The organism is Nocardioides sp. IC4_145 (genome assembly GCF_011250565.1).
Classification (GTDB): domain Bacteria; phylum Actinomycetota; class Actinomycetes; order Propionibacteriales; family Nocardioidaceae; genus Nocardioides.
Window position 1 is genome coordinate 50,857 of sequence record NZ_JAANMS010000021.1, and the last position, 13,909, is coordinate 64,765.

13 protein-coding genes are annotated in these 13,909 nt (G+C 73.3%); 6 read left to right on the forward strand and 7 right to left on the reverse strand.

Annotation, left to right across the window (positions count from 1 at the left end; all coding sequences use genetic code 11):
- Positions 1 to 166: 166 nt before the first annotated feature.
- Entirely contained in the window at positions 167 to 574 is a 408-nt protein-coding gene (locus G6553_RS10700; protein ID WP_166192081.1) for an ATP-binding protein, read from the reverse strand.
- A 288-nt stretch (positions 575 to 862) separates the two neighbouring features.
- Complete coding sequence (locus G6553_RS10705; RefSeq protein WP_166192083.1) at positions 863 to 1,348, reverse strand: hypothetical protein; 486 nt, start codon at positions 1,346 to 1,348, stop codon at positions 863 to 865.
- 313 nt (positions 1,349 to 1,661) lie between these two features.
- Between G6553_RS10705 and G6553_RS10710 the strand changes: the two genes are divergently transcribed.
- The 3 genes from G6553_RS10710 to G6553_RS10720 all read left to right on the forward strand — a co-directional run bounded on the left by G6553_RS10710 (position 1,662) and on the right by G6553_RS10720 (position 4,812).
- Positions 1,662 to 2,213, forward strand: a complete 552-nt coding sequence (locus G6553_RS10710) for a type 1 glutamine amidotransferase domain-containing protein (RefSeq protein ID WP_166192086.1) — start codon at positions 1,662 to 1,664, stop codon at positions 2,211 to 2,213.
- 62 nt (positions 2,214 to 2,275) lie between these two features.
- Positions 2,276 to 2,863 (forward strand): LysR substrate-binding domain-containing protein, encoded by a 588-nt coding sequence (locus G6553_RS10715; RefSeq protein ID WP_347565637.1) that lies wholly within the window; start codon positions 2,276 to 2,278, stop codon positions 2,861 to 2,863.
- Positions 2,864 to 3,060: 197 nt separating this feature from the next.
- Positions 3,061 to 4,812: a BCCT family transporter gene (locus G6553_RS10720; protein ID WP_347565638.1), complete on the forward strand. Its 1,752-nt coding sequence runs from the start codon at positions 3,061 to 3,063 to the stop codon at positions 4,810 to 4,812.
- A gap of 7 nt (positions 4,813 to 4,819) precedes the next feature.
- Here the strand turns inward: G6553_RS10720 and G6553_RS10725 are convergent, their stop codons facing one another.
- On the reverse strand, positions 4,820 to 6,256 hold the full coding sequence (locus G6553_RS10725; protein WP_166192095.1) for a GuaB1 family IMP dehydrogenase-related protein: 1,437 nt from the start codon (positions 6,254 to 6,256) through the stop codon (positions 4,820 to 4,822).
- Between the two features lie 68 nt (positions 6,257 to 6,324).
- Between G6553_RS10725 and galK the strand changes: the two genes are divergently transcribed.
- The gene (galK, locus tag G6553_RS10730) at positions 6,325 to 7,491 is read left to right on the forward strand and encodes a galactokinase (protein ID WP_166192098.1); all 1,167 of its coding nucleotides are present in this window, start codon (positions 6,325 to 6,327) and stop codon (positions 7,489 to 7,491) included.
- 2 nt (positions 7,492 to 7,493) lie between these two features.
- Here galK and G6553_RS10735 read toward each other — a convergent pair whose 3' ends face one another.
- Both G6553_RS10735 and G6553_RS10740 read right to left on the reverse strand, forming a co-directional pair.
- On the reverse strand, positions 7,494 to 8,852 hold the full coding sequence (locus G6553_RS10735; protein ID WP_347565639.1) for a DUF2252 domain-containing protein: 1,359 nt from the start codon (positions 8,850 to 8,852) through the stop codon (positions 7,494 to 7,496).
- Positions 8,849 to 9,520 (reverse strand): hypothetical protein, encoded by a 672-nt coding sequence (locus tag G6553_RS10740; RefSeq protein ID WP_207619616.1) that lies wholly within the window; start codon positions 9,518 to 9,520, stop codon positions 8,849 to 8,851. The genes G6553_RS10735 and G6553_RS10740 overlap by 4 nt, the downstream gene beginning before the upstream one ends.
- A gap of 95 nt (positions 9,521 to 9,615) precedes the next feature.
- On the opposite strand from G6553_RS10740, the gene G6553_RS10745 reads away from it, so the two are divergent.
- Both G6553_RS10745 and G6553_RS20700 read left to right on the forward strand, forming a co-directional pair.
- Positions 9,616 to 9,903, forward strand: coding sequence for a YiaA/YiaB family inner membrane protein (locus G6553_RS10745; RefSeq protein WP_166192101.1), 288 nt, complete (start codon positions 9,616 to 9,618; stop codon positions 9,901 to 9,903).
- Positions 9,904 to 10,109: 206 nt separating this feature from the next.
- Positions 10,110 to 11,084, forward strand: a complete 975-nt coding sequence (locus G6553_RS20700; RefSeq protein WP_207619617.1) for a hypothetical protein — start codon at positions 10,110 to 10,112, stop codon at positions 11,082 to 11,084.
- An 82-nt stretch (positions 11,085 to 11,166) separates the two neighbouring features.
- Here the strand turns inward: G6553_RS20700 and G6553_RS10755 are convergent, their stop codons facing one another.
- Positions 11,167 to 12,390, reverse strand: coding sequence for an acyl-CoA dehydrogenase family protein (locus tag G6553_RS10755; protein ID WP_166192104.1), 1,224 nt, complete (start codon positions 12,388 to 12,390; stop codon positions 11,167 to 11,169).
- Positions 12,390 to 13,754, reverse strand: a complete 1,365-nt coding sequence (locus G6553_RS10760; RefSeq protein ID WP_166192107.1) for an acyl-CoA dehydrogenase family protein — start codon at positions 13,752 to 13,754, stop codon at positions 12,390 to 12,392. The genes G6553_RS10755 and G6553_RS10760 overlap by 1 nt, the downstream gene beginning before the upstream one ends.
- Positions 13,755 to 13,909: the final 155 nt, after the last annotated feature.

Genomic DNA, 13,909 nt, shown 5'->3' on the forward strand with positions numbered 1-13,909 from the left:
CGCGCGCATGGCCCACGTCACACCGGGGCACAACACCAGTGACGGTCGGGGCCTCCCCCCAGTGCTCCGAGCGTCCGCGGGCCGCGACCTCCGGGTCGCGGCCCGTCCTGCGTCGCGGGCCAGTCGTGGTTGCGGGCCAGTCGTAATTGCGGACCGCTGCCGCCGCTCAGGCGTAGGCCAGCTCGGCCGTCACCCGCGTCCCCTGCGACCGCTCGAAGTGCCAGCTCTCGCAGACGTGGTCGACGATCGCGAGCCCGCGTCCGCTGAGCGCGTGGTCGTTGAGCTGGACGGCCTGCAGCTCGTCGACGGAGCCGCCGTCCACGACGCTCAGCCGCAGGAGGTCGGGTCGCACGCACCAGGAGACCGCGATCGTCCGGTCGGCGTTCGGCCGGCCGTGGACCAGGCCGTTGGTGAGCAGCTCGCTCACCACCAGGCCGGCGTCGTCGACGACCGTGTCCCGGACGCCCGAGCGTCGGAGGTCCTCGGCGAGGAGGTGCCGGGCACGCCGCACGCTGGATGGTTCGTAGGGCAGGTGCACCGTCACGCAGGTCTCGTCGTCGTGCTGGCGCCCCATGCGTCGCTCCTCGCGCTGCTGTCGGTGTCCACCGGTCCCGTAGCCCCCTCCCCCGGGTCCGAAACGGGGGTCTCACCGATCGGCGGCCGGCTATGCGCCCCGTTACCGATCTGTGTGTAGTGCGGTCTCGTCCTCGCCCGCCGAACTGCTGGTAGAAGTCGCTCCCCCCGGCTCCTGCTCAGGCGGCGGACGGACCCGGTCGGCGGACTTCGCCCAGTACTTCGCCCAGTACTTCGGCGAGTGCCACGGCCCTCTCGAGCACGCGGCGGACCTCCTCGGGGTGGAGCATCACGTCCTCCCAGTGAAGCGGAGGACGATCCAGCCGCCGACCACCATGCGGTTGTAGCGGCGGGCATCCGAGGCGAGCGCCGAGCGGCTGCCGTGCCAGGCGAACGAGTCGGCTTCGCAGACGATCCGCAGACGGGGGTCCACCAGGTCGGCGCGGGCGCGGAAGTCACCGTCGACGATCGTCACCTGGGGCCGGACGGAGAGCCCCGGCACGTCCAGGCAGATGGCCCGCAGCACGGACTCGAACGGGTTGGCGGCGAGACCGGACGCGACGGCCGCGACGCGTCGTACCTGCGGCGACCCCGGCCCGCGGACCGTGTCCGCGACCCGACCCAGCAGCTGGGCACACCCCGTCTCCCGCAGCGCGGAGTCCGCGACGCGGAGCGCCTCGTCGAACGGCAGGGACCGCAGGCAGTCGCGCAGCGTCGTCTCCATCGACGTCGCGACCCCGGTCGGGTCGCGCTTCGGCAGCTCTGCGTCGTGCACGTGGGCCAGGTGTCCCCGAGCACCGACCTTGCGACCGCGGCCGACGGTGACGTGGGGCCGGTCCGGCACGACCTTGACACCCCACCCGTGGTGCAGCGCGGCGCTGGTCAGGGAGAGGACTCCACCGAGCTGTGCCGCGACCGAGGTGGCGTCGTCGACACCCGGCAGGACGTAGAGACCCCGGGCGGCGCGCGACCAGCCTCGTTGCCGACGGTGCAGGACGCGAGCGCCTCTCCACAGGTGCGGTTTCGAGCCCCCGGACGCCGGTCACCGGAGCGGGGCAGGAAGACGTGCACCAGGAGAGGGAGATCCCGTGGCAGAGCAGTCCGTGTCCGGCAAGACCATCGCGTTCCTCGTCTCGACCGAGGGCATCGAGCAGGCGGAGCTGACCGGCCCGTGGGAGGCGGTCAAGGAGGCGGGCGGCACGCCGGTGCTCCTCAGCACCGAGGCCGGCGAGGTGCAGGCGTTCAACCACCTCGACAAGGCGGACACGTTCGGCGTCGACAAGGTGGTCGACGACGTGAGCGTCGACGACTTCGACGGGCTCGTGCTGCCGGGCGGGGCGCCCAACGGCGACCTGTTGCGGACGTTCGAGTCGGCGGTGTCCTTCGTGCGCGGCTTCGTGGAGTCCGGCAAGCCGACCGCGGTCATCTGTCACGCGCCGTGGGTGCTGGTGGAGGCCGACGTGGTCCGCGGCAAGCAGGTCACGTCGTGGCCGAGCCTGCAGACCGACCTCCGCAACGCCGGCGCCGAGTGGGTGGACCAGGAGGTCGTCGTGGACGGCAACCTGGTGACCAGCCGGCAGCCCGACGACATCCCCGCGTTCAACCGCGAGTTCCTCGCGCTGGTGGCCCAGGCGGCATGACCGCGCGGCGGCGGGGTGCCGCGCCGCACGAGCAGCGCGAGGCGAGCCCTAGGGTCGAGCCCGTGAGCACCCCGCCGTTCCGCGTCGGCTTCGTGACCGGGGCGACGCCCGACAAGTGGGCCCGTCACTGGCGACAGCGGCGCACCCGTGAGCCGCTCGAGCTGGTCCCCGTGACCGAGGAGGACCAGGAGCGCGTCCTGCGCGAGCGCGAGGTCGACATGTGCCTCGTGCGGCTGCCCGTCGACCGGGAGGGGCTCCACCTCATCCCGTTGTACGACGAGCTCCCGGTCGCCGTCGTCGGCGACGAGCACCTGCTGACCCTGGCCGACGAGGTCATGACCGCCGACCTGGCCGAGGAGCAGCTGGTGCTCCCCCACCGGTCCGGCTGGCGCCCCGACGTACCGCAGCTCGACTGGCCGCCGATGACCGTCAAGGACGCCGTCGAGGTGGTCGCCAGCGGCACCGGCGTGGCGATCGTGCCGATGTCGATCGCGCGGCTGCACAACCGCAAGGACGTGGAGCACCGGGTCGTCACCGACCTGGAGCCGACGACCGTCGGGCTGGCTTGGCTGGTCGAGCGCGACGACGAGCAGTGCCAGGCGTTCGTGGGGGTCGTCCGGGGACGGTCGGTCCGCAGCTCGCGCGGCTGACCCGCCAGCTCATCCGTCCGCTCACCTGTCCGCTCATCCATCCGGGATGAGGTGGGCCGCGCCACCCCACCCGACGGTGTGCGTTGCGGGTGGGACGGGTACGTGGACAGATCGTGACGACACAGCAGGATCACCCCCACCCACGCGACGACCGCCCGAGGGCCCGCAGGGTCGCCGACGCCATCGTCCAGCCGCCCGTGGACGTCGTCCACCCGGCGCTGGACGCCGTGCCCGAGGAGCAGCGCGTCGAGCGCGGCCTGGACCGCGTCGTCTTCGGCGTCACGGCGGTCATCGCCGTCGCGTTCCTGGTGTGGGGATTCGTCAGCACCGAGTCCCTCGCCTCCGCCTCGGGCAGCGCGCTGGACTGGGTGATGAGGTCGACCGGCTGGCTCTTCGTGCTGACCGCGAGCGGCTTCGTCGTCTTCGTGCTGTGGCTGGCGCTGGGCAAGTTCGGCCGGATCCCTCTCGGACGGGACGACGAGGAGCCCGAGTTCAGCACCGTCTCGTGGGTGGCGATGATGTTCAGCGCCGGCATGGGCATCGGCCTGATGTTCTACGGCGTCAGCGAGCCGGTCACGTTCTTCACCGATCCGCCGCCGGGCACCGGCGAGGCCGGCACGCCGCGGGCCGCCGAGACCGCGATGGCGACGACGCTCTTCCACTGGACGCTGCACCCGTGGGCGATCTACGCGGTCGTCGGCCTCACCATCGCCTACGGCGTCTACCGCAAGGGCCGCGCCCAGCTCGTCTCGGCGGCGTTCGAGCCGCTGCTCGGCCGCCACGCCCACGGCGCGGGCGGCAAGGTCATCGACATGTTCGCGATCTTCGCGACGCTCTTCGGCTCCGCGGCCTCGCTCGGCCTGGGCGCCCTCCAGATCCGCAGCGGTCTCCAGATCGTCGGCGGCATCGGCGAGGTCGGCAACGGCGTGCTCGTCGCGATCATCGCGGTCCTGACCGCGGCCTTCGTGCTCTCGGCGGTGTCGGGCGTCGCGCGCGGCATCCAGTACCTCTCGAACATCAACATGGTGCTCGCGGTGCTCCTCGCGCTGTTCCTCTTCGTCGTCGGTCCGACCGTCTTCATCCTCAACCTGCTGCCCAGCTCGATCGGCACCTACCTCGGCGACCTGCCGACGATGGCGGCCCGGACCGGCGCCGAGGGTCCGGAGACCGCCGCGTGGCTCCAGAGCTGGACGATCTTCTACTGGGCCTGGTGGCTCTCGTGGACGCCGTTCGTCGGCATGTTCATCGCCCGGATCTCGCGCGGTCGCACCATCCGCCAGTTCGTGACCGGCGTCCTGCTCGTGCCGAGCCTGATCAGCCTGGTCTGGTTCGCGATCTTCGGCGGCACCGCGATCGACCTGCAGTCCGACGGCGTCGACATCGCCGGTGCGGAGGGCTTGGAGTCGCAGCTGTTCACCACGCTGGAGCAGTTCCCGTGGGCGACGGTCACCGGCATCCTGGTGATGGTGCTGGTCGGCATCTTCTTCGTCTCCGGCGCCGATGCGGCCTCGATCGTCATGGGCACCCTGTCCGAGCGCGGCACGACCGACCCGCGCAGGCCGACGGTCGTCTTCTGGGGCGTCGCCACCGGCGCGGTCGCGGCGGTGATGCTGCTCGTCGGCGGCGCGGAGGCGCTGTCAGGACTGCAGACGATCACGATCGTCGCGGCACTGCCCTTCGTGCTGGTCATGATCGGCCTGGCCGTCTCGCTGGTGAAGGACCTGCGGCAGGACCCCCTCGTCGTGCGTCGTCAGTACGCCGTGGATGCCGTCGAGCAGGCCGTCGTCGCCGGTGTCACCGAGCACGGCGACGACTTCGCGCTGTCGTTCGAGGCGGCGCCGGCCACCGACGCCCCCGCCGAGGCGGGGACCGACCCGACCACCGAGCCGAGGACCGAGTCGAGGACCGAGCCGAGGACCGAGCCGAGGACCGAGCGCAGCACCGACTGAGCCCGGCTCACCAGGAGGTGGCGAGCGGTCGCCCCTCCTGGTAGCCGGCCGCGGACTGCACGCCCACGACCGCGCGCTCGTGCAGCTCGGCGAGGTCGCGCGCCCCGGCGTACGTGCAGGCCGAGCGGACGCCGGAGCAGATCTGGTCGATCAGGTCCTCGACGCCGGGGCGGGCCGGGTCGAGGGACATCCGCGAGGAGGAGATCCCCTCCTCGTAGAGCCCCTTGCGCGCCCGGTCGTACGCCGACTCCGCCGACGTGCGGTTGGCGACGGCGCGGGCGGACGCCATCCCGAAGGACACCTTGTAGGCGCGGCCGCTCGGGTCCTCGACGAGGTCGCCCGGTGACTCGTGGGTGCCGGCGAACCAGGAGCCGATCATCACGCTCGCGGCACCGGCGGCCAGCGCCAGCGCCACGTCGCGCGGGTGCCGCACTCCCCCGTCGGCCCACACGTGCCCGCCGAGGTCGCGGGCAGCGGCCGCGCACTCGAGCACGGCGGAGAACTGCGGGCGGCCGACGCCGGTCATCATCCGCGTCGTGCACATCGCGCCGGGACCGACGCCGACCTTGACGACGTCCGCGCCGGCCTCGAGCAGCGCGCGGGTGCCATCGGCGTCGACGACGTTGCCGGCGACGACCGGCACCGACGGGTCGAGCGCGCGGACCGCGCGGAGCGCCTCGAGCATCCGGTCCTGGTGGCCGTGCGCGGTGTCGACGACGAGGCAGTCGACGCCGGCCTCCAGCAGCCGGCGTGCCTTGTCCGCGACGTCGCCGTTGACGCCGACGGCCGCCGCGACCCGCAGGCCGCCGCGGGTGTCGACGGCCGGCGTGTAGAGCGTGGCGCGCAGCGCACCGGTGCGGGTGAGCACCCCGACCAGCGCCCCGTCGCCATCCACCGCCACCGCGAGCGGCTCGCGCGCCTTGTCGAGCGCGTCGAAGGCCGCACGGGGGTCCGTGCCGTCCCCGATCGTGACGAAGTCGCGCCGCATCACCTGCTGCACCTGCGCGAACCGGTCCACGTCCGCGCAGTCGCCCTCGGCGACCACGCCGACCGGGCGACCGCCGTCGACGACGACCGCCGCGTGGTGGGCCCGCTTCGGGATGAGCGCCAGCGCCTCGGCCACGGTCTGGTGCGGGGTTAGCTCGATCGGGGTGTCGAAGACCAGGTGACGCGACTTCACCCACGCGACGACGTCGGCGACGACCGGCACCGGGATGTCCTGCGGGACGACCACCAGGCCGCCGCGGCGCGCCACGGTCTCCGCCATCCGCTTGCCGGCGATCGCGGTCATGTTCGCGACCACGAGCGGCAGCGTGGCGCCGGTCCCGTCGGCGGTGGACAGGTCGACGTCGTACCGGCTGGCCACCGCGGAGTGCCGCGGCACCATGAACACGTCGTCGTAGGTCAGGTCGTGCGCGGGCCGCGCGTCGTGGAGGAAGTGCACGTGGCCCCACGGTACGTGGTGGCGCCGCCGACGACACGACTTCTGGCCCGACTTCCTAGGGTGGGCGCGTGAACCTCCTCGAGCCCGGCAGCCCGGACCAGATCGCCGCCGACCTGCGCGTCGCCTTCGAGCAGCGGTACGGCGCCCCCGCCTCCGTCGTGGGCCGGGCGCCGGGCCGGGTCAACCTCATCGGCGAGCACACCGACTACAACCGGGGGCTGGTCCTCCCGCTCGCGCTGCCGCACGCGACGTACGCCGCCGCCGCGCCACGCGCCGACGGCCGCGTGCGGGTCGCGAGCCTCCAGGACGACGCCACCTGGGAGGGCACGCCGGCGGAGGCCGGGCCGGGCGGCCCCCAGGGCTGGACGGCGTACGCCGCGGGCGTGCTGTGGGCGCTCGGCGAGGCCGGCGTCGACGTCCCCGGGGTCGACCTGCTCGTCGACGGCCGGGTGCCGCTGGGCGCTGGGCTGTCGAGCTCAGCCGCCCTGGAGTGCTCGGTGGCCGTCGCAGTGCTGGCGCTGGCCGGGCGCGACCTCGACGCCGCCGCCCGTCAGCTCGTGGTCGACGCGTGCATCCGCGCGGAGACCGAGGTGGCCGGGGCCCCCACGGGCGGCATGGACCAGACGGTCTCGGTCCTGGCCCAGGAAGGCGCGGCGCTGCTGGTCGACTTCGACAGCGACGAGACCCGTCCGGTCACCCTCGACCTCGACGGCCTCACGCTGCTCGTGACCGACACGCGGGTCTCCCACGAGCTCATCGACGGTGGGTACGCCGCCCGGCGGGCCGACTGCGAGGCGGCCGCGGCCGAGCTCGGCGTGCCGTCGCTGCGGCAGGCCGACCTGGGGGCGGTCGAGCGCCTCTCCGACGAGCGGGTGCGCGCCCGGGCGCGGCACGTCGTCACTGAGATCGACCGGGTCCGGCCCGTCGCCGACGCGCTGGCGGCGGGTGACCGCGACACCGTCGAGCGCCTGTTCGCGCTGTCGCACGCCTCGATGCGCGACGACTTCGAGATCTCCTGCGACGAGCTCGACGCGGCCGTCGCGGTCGCCGTCGAGGCCGGCGCGGTCGGTGCTCGGATGACCGGCGGCGGCTTCGGCGGCTCGTCGGTGGCGCTGGTGCCGGACGAGCGGGTGGAGGCGGTGATGCGGGCGATCGACACCGAGTTCGCGCTGCGCGGCTTCGCGGCGCCGGCGCACCTGCGGGCCGAGCCCTCCCCTGGCGCCGGCCTGGTCTGACGTCAGGTCGAGGAGACGCCGATCCGCCCCTCGCGGAAGGCGCTGACGAAGAGCGCGTGGTCGGCGCGCACCCGGTCGGCGTACCGCAGCCCGACGTCGGCGACCCAGGTGCGCAGCTCCTCGCGACGTCCCTCGACGGAGGCGGCGACCGCGTCCTCGACCTGGAAGTCGACGAGGTCCTGCTCGCTGTCCTCGTCCGAGGCGCAGTGGATCTTGGCCGTCGCCCGGCCCAGCAGGCCGACCACGTCGGCGACCTGCTCGGGCTCGGTCAGCCCGGTCCAGTCGAGGTCGACCTCGTAGGGCGAGAGCTCCGAGACGACGTACCCGACGCCGTCGAGCTCGGTCCAGCCCAGCAGCGGGTCGGTGTGCACCTGCAGCGCCCGCTGGCTCACCACCGTGCGGTGCCCCTCGTGCCGGAAGTAGCCGTCGACGGTCCCCGCGTCGACGAAGCGGCTGATCGCCGGGACGTTGGCCTGCTTCATCGACAGCACCACGTCGTTGTCGAGCGCCTCGCTGTGGCCCTCGATGAGCACGTTGTAGGCCGGCAGCCCGGCCGAGCCGATGCCGAAGCCGGACTTCCCGACCACGTCGCGGAGCCGGTAGAAGAGCGACCGGTCCGACCGCTTGTCCTCCGGGATCGTCGCCAGGTAGCTCTCGTACGCCGCCTCCACCGACGCGCGCTCGTCGTCCGGGAGGCGCCGGACGGAGGTGTCGTCGCGGAAGAGGCGCACCCCGTCGACGCGCACGGTGCTGGCGTCGAGCAGGTCCGCCCGGCTGCGTTGCCGGGCGCGCACCAGTGCCAGGTGGATCGGCCCCTCGGTGTTGTCCAGGTGCAGGGCGAACTCCGACGCGTCGTCGGCCGCACGGCGGTAGTCGTCGACCTGGTCGAGGTAGCCATCGACGTAGGTCCCGACCAGGTCGCGCACGTCCCGCTCGGGCAGCGCCTTCTGCCAGCCCACCAGGGCGAGCGAGGCGGCGAAGCGCAGCACGTCCCAGGTCCAGCGCCCCAGGTAGGCCTCGTCGAAGTCGTTGACGTCGAACACGAGCCGGCCGTCGTCGCTGAGGTAGGTCCCGAAGTTCTCGACGTGCAGGTCGCCGTGGACCCAGATCCGCCCGGAGCGCTCGTCGATCCAGTCCTCGTCGACCGCGCCGTCGTCCCCCCGGGCCGTGACGTCGGCGTAGAAGAGGCTGGCGCTGCCGCGGTAGAACGCGTGCGGGTCGCGGGCCATGGAGCGGTACTTGCCGCGGAACGCCGCCGGGTCGGCCGCCATCAGCGGCGCGAACGCGTCCGCGAAGGTGCTGATGATCAGCTCGGTGCGCGCGTCGTCGTCCACGTGGCCCTGCGGCCAGGCGCCGCTCACGACCCGGCCGCCGTCGGCGGGTGGGGCGGGGGTGGCGGGATGGGCGGAGCAGACGTACGCCGCGGCGCGGGCGGGCGCAGGCCGTGCTGGGCCAGCTCCAGGCGCGCGAGCCGCTCGACGACGGCCGCGTCACCGCGGCGCCACGCGCCCACCGGGTCGTCGGTCACCCGGCCCAGCACCGAGAGCGGCTGGTGCGCCATCGCCCGCAGCGCGAACAGCTCGAGGTCGGCTGGCCCGTCGACGTACCGCTGCGCGGCGGTCGCCTCCCGGACGAACCTGACCCGGCCCGGGACGTACCGCGTCGCGACCACCAGGATCGGGATCACCGCGATCGACAGGCCCAACCAGAAGGCGAGCCGCTCGACCGCCCGCACCGTCGACTCCCCTGCGTCGGCCAGCGCCTGCGAGGCGTCGGAGGCCTGCTCGAACGGCGCCGCGATCCCGCCCCCGACGAGCGGCACGTCCTCCAGGTAGCGACCGGCGTCGCCCATCGACTCCGACAGGCTGGTGGCCGACGCCGCCGTGCGCTCGCCGGGACCAGCGAGCTCCATCGTGCCGTCGTGGACGGTGTTCCCGACCCAGATCCACAGCACGACCCAGCCGACGAGCAGCGCGTCGAGCGCGAGCTGGGTCGCGAAGCGGGGGGTGGCGTCCGCGTAGAGCTTCATGAGGGGTCCGGTGACCGCGGCCGAGCACCGGTACTCAGGCGCGGACGGGTGCGCGCACGGATCCCGCCGCAGCGGGCCGTGGCGAGGCTGGAGCCATGAGCACTCCGACCTCCGTCCGCAACACGACCGCCTTCTACGCCCAGGCCGGCATCTCCTTCGCCGTCGCGCTCTCCGCGATGCTCTTCGCCGTCCTCTACGTCCCCGTCGACCCGTGGGTGCGCGCGTTCTTCGCCGTCACCACGCTCTACCTGACGACCTCGGCCTTCACCCTCGCGAAGGTCATCCGCGACGCCCACGAGACCCAGGCCGTCTCCGCCCGCCTCGACCAGGCGCGGGTCGACAAGATCCTCGCCGAGCACGACCCCTTCCGCGCCGTCTCCTGACGGGCGGCCTGCCACCCCTCCCGCACCACTCGGACCCCCCCGGACGCGCCCGCCGGCCGCGCCCGGGGGCGGCTCCGAGGCATGGCGAACGTCACCGCGACACGGTGTTCTGGACAGGATCGTCCGGGGTACGGGACCCAGAACCGGGCGCCACACGCGCCTGCTTCACTCCTCGGACACCTCGACCCACCGGAAGGACCGACACCGTGGCCCGCAAGAGCCCCCTCGGCAAGATCAAGGACGCCGCCCTCGACACCATCAAGGACCCGATCGGCTCGGGTTCCAAGGCGGTCGGCCAGGCCGTCGGCCAGGCGAAGGGCACCGTCGAGCTCGGCAAGGCGGTCGCCGGCCAGGTGACCGGCCAGGCGATCTCCCGCGCGACCGGCACCGTCGGCGCCGTGACCTCGCTGGTGCCGGGCCTGAAGAAGCACGGCACGCCCGCTGCGCCGAGCGAGGACCCGATCGCCCGCAAGACGGCCGAGCCGCCGGCGGGCACGGAGACCCCCACGCCGGCCGAGAAGGCCGACACGACCGCGAAGAAGGTCGCCGAGCCCAGCCGCCCGCAGGGCGACCCGGTGAAGCCCGCCGCCAAGAAGGCTCCGGCCAAGAAGGCGCCCGCAGCGAAGAAGGCCCCGGCCAAGAAGACCGCCAGCGAGCCGGTGAAGGCGCCCGTCGAGGACGTCGCCACCGCCGCCGTCAGGGAGGCTGCGACGAAGGCGACCCCGGGCAAGGGCTCGCTGAGCGAGGCGACCACCCGCAAGGGCACCGCCAAGACCGCGAAGAAGGCCGCGAAGACGGCCGAGCCCGACAACGCCATCGACGCCGCCGCCGACGTGGACGACGTCGACGTGACCCCGGCCGACATCGCCGCCGCCGTGGCCAAGAAGGCTCCCGCGAAGAAGGCGCCGGCTGCGAAGAAGGCGCCGGCGAAGAAGACGCCCGCCGCCAAGCGCACCGCGTCCGGCGACGTCCCCCTCTCCGCGGCCGAGCTCGCCGGCGGCGCCGGCACCGAGGCGATCACCCCGGCCGGCACCCGGGGCGCCGGCGTCCCGACCAACCCGGACACCACCGAGACCGGGTTCGGCACCAGCGACGCCCCGCTGATCGACCCCGGCACGGCGAGCGCGGTGGCCAGCGAGGCCGAGACCCTCGGCCGCGCCAGCGACACCGACAAGGGCTGACGCCCCGGCGCACGACGCCACCAGCACGTCGAACGGCCCCCGCGGAGCGATCCGCGGGGGCCGTTCTCGTCCGTCCCGGCTGCTACTTCAGCTCGGCGCTGGAGAGACCGAGCACGCGGCGGGCGACGATCAGCTGCTGGATCTGCTGGGTGCCCTCGAAGATGTCGAGGATCTTGGAGTCGCGGGCCCACTTCTCCAGCAGCTCGGCCTCGCTGTAGCCGATGGAGCCGCACAGCTCCACGCACGACAGGGTGATGTCGGAGCCGACGCGGCCCGCCTTCGCCTTGGCCATCGAGGCCTCGAGCGAGTTCGGCTGGCGGTTGTCGGCCATCCAGGCGGCCTGGAGCATGAGCAGGTGCGCGGCCTCCCAGTCGGCCTCCATCTGCAGCAGCTTGGCGGCCGCGGCGTGCTGGAGGTGGGCCGGCCGGTCGTGGTCGACCGTCACGCCGGCGTCGGCCAGCAGCGACCGGGTCAGGTCGAGGGCGGCGCGGGCGCAGCCGACGGCCATCGCGGCCACGAGCGGCCGGGTGTTGTCGAAGGTCGCCATCGCGCCGGCGAAGCCCTGCTTGGTGTCGATCTCCGGGGAGCCGAGCAGGTTCTCCTTCGGCACCCGGCAGTTCTCGAAGATGATCGTCGCGGTGTCGGAGGCCTTGATGCCGAGCTTGTGCTCGAGCCGGTCCACCCGCATGCCGGGGGTGCCCTTCGGCACGACGAACGACTTGATCGCGGCCCGGCCCAGCGAGCGGTCGAGCGTCGCCCACACCACGATGTGGTCGGCGCGGTCGCCGGCGGTGACGTAGATCTTCTCGCCGTTGAGGACGTACTCGTCGCCGTCCAGCACCGCGGTCGTCTTGATGTTGGCCGAGTCCGAGCCGGTGCCGGGCTCGGTGATCGCCATGCCGGCCCAGACACCCGCGAACCGCTCGGCCTGCTCGTCGTTGGCGACCGAGGCGATCGCGGAGTTGCCGAGCCCCTGGCGCGGCATGGAGAGCAGCAGGCCGACGTCGCCCCAGCACATCTCGGCGATCGACATGACCGAGGCGAGGTTGGCGCCGTTCTTGACGCCGCCGTCGTCCTTCGTGCCGCCGTCCTCGGCCTTCCGCACGCCGGCGGCTCCCGCGCCCTCGTTCGCGCCGGACTCCGAGAGCCCGTCGATCATCGCGGCGAGCATGTCGAGCTCCTTGGGGTACTCGTGCTCGGCCTTGTCGTACTTGCGGGAGATCGGGCGCAGCATGTTCATCGCGACCTGGTGGGCCTGCGAGACCAGCGGCCGGAACTTCTTCGGGTCCTCGAGATTGATGGCCATCAGACCAGCACGCTCCCTTCCATCACGCCGACGGCCCGCAGGTCGCGGTACCACCGCTCCACGGGGTGCTCCTTGACGAAGCCGTGGCCACCGAGCAGCTGCACGCCGTCGAGACCGATCTGCATGCCCTTCGCGGCGCACAGGTTGCGTGCCAGCCCCACCTCGCGGGCGACGTCCTTGCCGGCCGCGGCGCGCGAGGCCGCCTTGTAGGTCAACAGCCGCATCGCCTGGAGCTCGATAGCGATGTTGGCGACCATGAACGCCACCGACTGCCGGTGGGCGATCGGCTCGCCGAACGCCTCGCGCTCCTTGACGTACGGCGTCACGTAGTCGAGCACCGCCTGGCCCGTGCCGACGGCCAGCGCGCACCAGGCGAGGCGGGAGAGCCGCACGCACTCGGTGTACGTCGACCCGTCGGTCGCGCCGAGGACGGCCTCGACCGGCACCGTGACGTCGGTGAGCTCCAGCCGGGTCAGGCCGGCGGCCCGCACGCCCATGCCGGGGTCGGCCTCGACCGCGAGGCCGGCCGTGGACGACTCGAGGAGAAACAGCACCGGGGCGCCGTCGAGCGAGGCGCCGACGACGAACAGCTCGGCCTCCGAGCCGAGCGGCACGAGCGACTTGGTGCCGTTGAGCACGTAGGAGTCGCCGCGTCGGACCGCGGTGGTCGACGGGGCGAGCACGTCGAAGAGGACGGTCGGCTCGTTGAGGGCGAGTGCCGCGGCCGGGACGTCCTCGCCGGCGAAGGCCGGCAGGTAGGTCCGCTGCTGCTCGTCGGTGCCCCAGAGGCCGATGGCGGTGGCGACCGACCCGGGGGCGAGCGTCGCCACGGCGAGGCCCATGTCCCCCTTCGCGAGCGCCTCGGCCACGAGCGTCCCGGCCATGGCCGAGCGCTCCTCGGAGATGCCGCCGAGCGACTCGGGCACGCCGAGCAACGGCAGCCCGACCTCCTGGGCGGCCGAGCGCACCGCGTCCGGCACCGAGCAGGACTCGTCGGCCTCGGCCGCGGCGGGTCGCACGACCTCCTCGGCGAGCTCGGTCACCACGTCGACGAGCATCTGCTCGTCCTCGGTCGGGGTGAGGTCGAAGACGCCGGTGCGCGGGGCTGAGGGCACGCGGACGCCGGGCTTCCCGCGCTGGCCGGCGCGCTGGAACGACCGGCCCGCCGCGGTCGCCGTCCGGAACCCGGTGCGGGTGACGGTGAAGACGGTCTGCTCGGCGGTGCGGCGCAGGCCGAGCCGGTCGACGAGGTCGCTCTGGGCCACGCGGTTCAGGGCCGCCACGGCGTACCCGATGGGGTCACGCGACTCCTGCGAGGCGAGCCCGTGCCTGCCGCCGGGCCCCAGCTTCTGGATCAAGGACATGGCGCCAATGTAACTACGAGTTACACAACCGGCTACACCCCACGCCGTGGGCCGGGTCACAGAGCGGAGTGGATCGCTCGACACCGGGCTCGACCATCGTCGGCACGGCCCTCCCAGCCCGGAAGGTCGGCGCGGTCCGGCCGTCTAGGATCGCG

Coding starts and splice junctions, on each gene's coding strand:
- G6553_RS10700 (WP_166192081.1), bottom strand. CDS start 574: ATGGGGCGCCAGCACGACGACGAGACCTGCGTGACGGTGCACCTGCCC.
- G6553_RS10745 (WP_166192101.1), top strand. CDS start 9,616: ATGAGCACTCCGACCTCCGTCCGCAACACGACCGCCTTCTACGCCCAG.
- G6553_RS10760 (WP_166192107.1), bottom strand. CDS start 13,754: ATGTCCTTGATCCAGAAGCTGGGGCCCGGCGGCAGGCACGGGCTCGCC.
- G6553_RS10755 (WP_166192104.1), bottom strand. CDS start 12,390: ATGGCCATCAATCTCGAGGACCCGAAGAAGTTCCGGCCGCTGGTCTCG.
- G6553_RS10740 (WP_207619616.1), bottom strand. CDS start 9,520: ATGAAGCTCTACGCGGACGCCACCCCCCGCTTCGCGACCCAGCTCGCG.